We start from the raw sequence: 5,436 nt of genomic DNA on the forward strand, positions 1-5,436 counted from the left end.
GGTATATCTTTCATAAAGTTATTTATTTTTTACTTGACTTCATATAGTTAGTCTTTTCTTTATAACAGTAATTATGAATCAAATCATTTAATTAATCAAATTTTAATATAGCTACCCCAACAGCTTCAGGTCCTGAATGTACACCAAGCATAGGTGTAAGTTCACTTTCTAAAACGAACTTAGCCTTATCAAATTCATCCTTTAACTTTTCTCTTATTTCAGACATTTCCTTGTCATTATCGGCTGAAAAGATAGATAACCAGTAGTCTTTACTATCACCAATATAGTCTTTAACTGCTTCTACTAAGGCATTTTGACTCTTCTTTTTACCTCTAGGTCTTGAAACAATACCCACCTCACCATCTATAGGTGTAAGCAGAGGTTGGATATTTAAAAGATTTCCTAACATTCCTCTATATTTATTAAATCTTCCTCCCCTAGCTACATAGGTTAGGGTTCTAAATAAGGCAAAAATATTAACCTTGTCTAAAACATTATTTATTTTTTCTAAAATCTCTTCCACTTGGTATCCTTCATCTCTCAATTTGGCTGCATAGATAGTAACCAAGGCAGTGCTTGAAGCTATTTGGTCAGTTTCTACTAAATGTAGGTTAATACCCTCATACATATGTTTTACAGAATTATATACATTGTACATACCTGTTAACTTACTTGAACAAGTTATCATGATAGCATCGGTACAACCTTCTTCTTTTAGTCTATCCAAAACTTCTATGACTTCTTGAAGTCCAGGTGTCCCTGTTTTAAGGTCCTTGTAGGTAGGCATCCCTTCATAAAATTCTCTTGATTGGATTTCCACTTGGTCTATATAGCTTTTTCCATCTATTTCTAACTTATATGGTATTAATTCAATACCGTGTTCTTTAGCTAATTCTATAGTTAAGTCTTGGGCTGTATCCCCAAAAATTGCAATTTTACTCATATAAAATACTCCTTAAATTTTTAATTCCATTTTGTTTTATAATTATTGTTCCTAGTAGTTTTGCAGCATAGGCAAAGGCTAATACTGATAGTCCCACTTCCTTATAGTTAAACTTTTCTTCTTTTATGGTTAGATTTCCTTCATTATCAAAAGCCTTATTTATATAACTGATAGCATCGGTTAAAACACTAGCAAAGCTATTGTATGATTTTTCAAGAGATTGCTGCTTAAGGCTTAAATCTGTTCCTTTTTTTATTTCATCTATAGTTAATATCTGCTTGTAAATAGATATAACTATAAGCCTTGCAATATCATCCCTATAGTACATACGACCAGGTTTCCTATCTATGACTCCCCATTTTCTATAATTTTGAATCATGGTTGCTGTTATAATAGGTCCTTCTATGACTATTGGACTAAGAGCCTGTTCAATATATTCGATAACCTGCTTGGATCGAAGCCCCTCATTTGGCAAATCTTCCCATAAGGGACATTTAAAATCTTTTATGTTTTTCAAAATTTCCTCACTTATTTTATTATCTAGTTATCATAACAAGATAATACCAAATATGAATTTTGTAGTCAATAAATATTTTAAAATAAAAGAAGATTGCTTACACAAGTGTAAACAATCTAACTTTAATCTATGTCTATTTATTCCTACTTCTAAATATCAACCTTACTATCAAACAATTAACTACAGCATGGACTATCCCGGCTGGTATGTCTAAAACTACATGTTGTTTTACTAGAACTGTAGTTGCTGCAACTAGCATAAGGTATGCAATCAATGGAAACACATATTTTCTCTCGATGCCACTCTTATACAAATATATGGATGCTAAAAGTGTATGGCACACATGCAAGGAAGGTGCTCCTGAATAATTGTTATCCACCATATAGGTAAGTTTCACTAACCTAGAAAAAATATCATCTCCTAGTAGATTAGTATCATATCTTGGCACCTCAGTTTGAAATAGCATGTATATTATATAAGCTGTTATTTGCGATAAAAATAAGGCTGCTACATATTTTCTATAATTTTCCTTATTGTCTTTATAAAGAATATAACCTGTATAGACTAATAATGGCATAAAGGTATGATATACAAGTATTAATTCTTTTATAAAAGGAATCTTGTCATCAAAATCTATTTTGATATTTGTAACAGTACCAAAGGGTCTATTAAATAATTCAAAAGTTATTGCAGAAAAGGCTGCAAAGATTAAAACATATAATAATTCTTTGTTTTTATTCAGATAAGCAGTCAATTTCTTCATAAGCATTTTTCCTTTTATTACTTGCAAGTACACTTACGCCCGCAAATACAAGCATAACAAAATTAAACATTAAAAACATGATTACTGGTGTGGCTGAACTAGGTATAAGGTTTTGTTCGATTGGTAGTTCAAGCATATATCCATAATTCACATTTGGCCAATACTTTCTCATAGATAAATTAAAGATTATTAGACCTAAATTAAAGAAATTTGTAAAAATCAAAGCTTTTACATTTTCATTTTTACCTGGTATATATTTCTTCCTAAATATTAAATCACTTATTACCCAACCCATCAATATGTGGACAATGAAAAATTGAACATTTGTATAGTGTGGGAATGAAAACTTATATAAATCAGGTAGTAACATTGCTAATAGTGATCCTAGTATACCCCAATATAGACCAATAGTCTTGATTACTGGCCTATCAAAATATATGCCGATAATCAAAAACCATACACATATCCTGCAATGGTACAAAGGTAAGCTCATAGCCCAATTAAAATATCCAGATCCAATTTGCCAGCTATATAGGACAATTTGGTCTATAAATAAAATAGCCAACATTGTATTCATAAATTTCTTATTCTTTTTTTCATCTTTAAGGCCAAAATATCCCTTGTAAATAAAATATATACCTACAAAAAATATTGCTAGCATAAGTAGATGAACTTTTCCATACTTAGGGAATACATAAGCATCTTCACTTCCCCTAAAAAAAGTCTTAAAAAACTCCATTTTAACTCCTCTTGTAATTATATGTCCTTCACATTTTAACACATATTTATTACAAATTTCTAAATAATATATTTATTTTAGTCTTTTTTTACATAGGCTATAGATATACCATTTCCCCCAACATGGGTGCCGATAACTCCGCCTATTGCAACTAGCTTTGTATCAGTTAATCCATATTTTTCTTTGGTTTCTTCCATAAATCCTTTTCCTAATTCTTCATTTGAAGTATAGGCGAAAATAACTGGATATGATGGGTCAAAGTCTTTTTCAAAATTTTTCCACAAGGCTTTTTTACCTGATTTTCTACCCCTAGATAATTTTAATGATTGTAAAATCTTATCTTCTAAAATTATACTTGGTTTTATAGATAAGGCATTCCCTATCAGCTCAATTGACTTAGGAATCCTTCCACCCTTGGCCAAATAGGTAAGGGTATCTAAAAGTCCAGAAACTGACACTTTATGTTTTAAAGATTCTATTTCATTTACAATCTCTTCTGCAGTATAACCTTGATCTCTCATCTTAACTGCATGTTCAACCAATAGCCTTTGAGCAGGTATAGCCTGGCAAGAATCTATAACGAAAATATCTTCGTAATCTATCATATTTTTAGCTAATAATGATGACTCATAAGTTCCACTTAAGCCACTTGAAAGGGAAATAACTATCACTTGGTCACTATCTTCCTTTGCCTTATTATAGATATCTAAATATAAGGCTGGGCTTGGACTAGATGTCTTTGGTAAATCTTTAGATTCTTCAAGTTTCTTGAAAAACTTTTGATAGTCTTCTAATGAATTATTAGGAAATTCTCCATCTGAAAATTCTATCTTCAAAGGTACTACATGAATATTTAATTCTCTAGCTTCATCTTGAGTGATATCTGAGGCAGAATCTGTAACTATTTGTATCATATCTTCTCCTAACTAATCTCTAGATAAAAATAAAACGAAAAACTTTTTCCTCTTATATACATAACTTTGTTCTATTTTTAAGATATTGTGTTTTTTCTTGTCTAAAAAATCTTTATCAGTAATATATTTCTTATTTAAGGCCATATTTACCCTTGATGAATTGTAGCAAGCATCAATAAGAGTTTGAGCTATTAAAAGCTCTGAATCAGACATCCTATCTGAAAAATCTTTAATGGTAAATATATAGTCATAAAGTTTTACAGCATGGATCATCATATTATATGGTGAATCAAAGGCATCTTTATAAGCCTCTTCTATCCTTTGCTTCCTATATATACCATCTCCATTATTTTCCTTTGGTAAAGAATAGGCTTCTAAAACTTTTTCAAAAAGTTTACCATCAGTAATTATCATTTCTTTGTAGTATTCCGTTAATCTTAGTAAATCTTGCTCATAATGTTCTTGCAACTTATCATCTAATTCTGGATCTCTTTTTTTTATCATGTTATAAGCTTTTAATATCAAGGATGTTGCCATAGCACCTGAAAAAGCAGATGCAGATCCTCCACCAGCTTTCGCATTACTTTCACTCAATAGTTCTAGATAATTATTAATTTCCATTAATACCTCTCCTTCATAGTCCTATCTATGCTTCTCTTCGCATCTTTTTCCTTTAGGTCTCTTCTTTTGTCATAAAGCTTTTTACCTTTTCCTAGGCCTATGTCAATCTTTATTAAACCATTTTTATCTTTAATTTCTAAAGGTAAAAGAGCCCATCCTTTTTCTACAGTTTTTGATCCTATTTTTTTAATTTCTTTTTTGTTAAGCAATAATTTTCTAGTCCTTATAGGATCAAGATTTATAAAGTTATTAGCTTGAGTATAAGGTGTGACATGCATACCAATTATGAATGCTTCACCATTTCTCACCTGGCAGTAGGCTTCTTTTATAGAAACCTTTCCCGCCTTTATACTTTTAACTTCATTTCCTTCTAAAACTAAGCCAGCTTCAAAATATTCTTCTATAAAATAATCATGCTTGGCTCTTTTATTTCTTGCTAATATTTTACTCATTTTCACCATCACTTATAATTGAAAAATCTATTTCTCTTAAATTGACATTAACATTATCTACTTTTATTCTTACTTTTTGACCTAAGCCATAGGTTTTTCCAGTATTTTGTCCAACAATTATATAATTTTCTTCGTCCAATTCATAATAGTCATCACTTAGATTTCTAAAATGAACCATACCTTCAACTGTATTTTCTAGTTCAATAAAAATACCAAATCCGGTAACTGATGATATTATACCATCATATTCATTACCAATTCTTTCATACATGTATTCTGCTTTTTTCAAATCTTCTACATCTCTTTCAGCATCTTCAGCCTTTCTTTCTGTCTCAGATACATGCTCAGCAATCTTATCAAGTTTTTTTAGATAATTTCTCTTTGCTTCTTTATAATTATTGTGAAGGCTAGCCTTTAATATTCTATGAACTACAAGGTCACTATATCTTCTAATAGGAGCTGTAAAGTGTGAATAATTTTCAGTAGC

Annotated in this window: 8 protein-coding genes; all 8 read right to left on the reverse strand. The window is 30.4% G+C overall.

The window, feature by feature from the left end:
- Positions 1–91: 91 nt before the first annotated feature.
- Positions 92–943 carry a DegV family protein gene (locus Q0U66_RS05160; RefSeq protein ID WP_297378249.1) on the reverse strand — a complete coding sequence of 284 codons (852 nt, stop codon included), beginning with the start codon at positions 941–943 and terminating at the stop codon, positions 92–94.
- Complete coding sequence (locus Q0U66_RS05165; protein ID WP_297378252.1) at positions 936–1,460, reverse strand: DUF1836 domain-containing protein; 525 nt, start codon at positions 1,458–1,460, stop codon at positions 936–938. Before Q0U66_RS05165 ends, Q0U66_RS05160 begins: the two co-directional genes overlap by 8 nt.
- Positions 1,461–1,593: 133 nt before the next feature.
- On the reverse strand, positions 1,594–2,223 hold the full coding sequence (locus Q0U66_RS05170; protein WP_297378255.1) for a phosphatase PAP2 family protein: 630 nt from the start codon (positions 2,221–2,223) through the stop codon (positions 1,594–1,596).
- Positions 2,195–2,962: a TIGR02206 family membrane protein gene (locus Q0U66_RS05175; protein ID WP_297378260.1), complete on the reverse strand. Its 768-nt coding sequence runs from the start codon at positions 2,960–2,962 to the stop codon at positions 2,195–2,197. The genes Q0U66_RS05170 and Q0U66_RS05175 overlap by 29 nt, the downstream gene beginning before the upstream one ends.
- 77 nt (positions 2,963–3,039) lie before the next feature.
- The gene (locus Q0U66_RS05180; RefSeq protein WP_297378262.1) at positions 3,040–3,876 is read right to left on the reverse strand and encodes a DegV family protein; all 837 of its coding nucleotides are present in this window, start codon (positions 3,874–3,876) and stop codon (positions 3,040–3,042) included.
- Positions 3,877–3,888: 12 nt separating this feature from the next.
- The gene (locus Q0U66_RS05185; protein WP_297378264.1) at positions 3,889–4,497 is read right to left on the reverse strand and encodes a cyclodeaminase/cyclohydrolase family protein; all 609 of its coding nucleotides are present in this window, start codon (positions 4,495–4,497) and stop codon (positions 3,889–3,891) included.
- Positions 4,497–4,949: an SsrA-binding protein SmpB gene (gene smpB / locus Q0U66_RS05190; protein WP_297378267.1), complete on the reverse strand. Its 453-nt coding sequence runs from the start codon at positions 4,947–4,949 to the stop codon at positions 4,497–4,499. Before smpB ends, Q0U66_RS05185 begins: the two co-directional genes overlap by 1 nt.
- Positions 4,942–5,436: S1 RNA-binding domain-containing protein (locus Q0U66_RS05195; RefSeq protein ID WP_297378270.1), on the reverse strand; the 495-nt coding region annotated here is incomplete at its 5' end. The genes smpB and Q0U66_RS05195, both read right to left, overlap by 8 nt.

The sequence above is a fragment of the uncultured Helcococcus sp. genome (genome assembly GCF_946998255.1).
Taxonomy (GTDB): Bacteria; Bacillota; Clostridia; order Tissierellales; family Peptoniphilaceae; genus Helcococcus.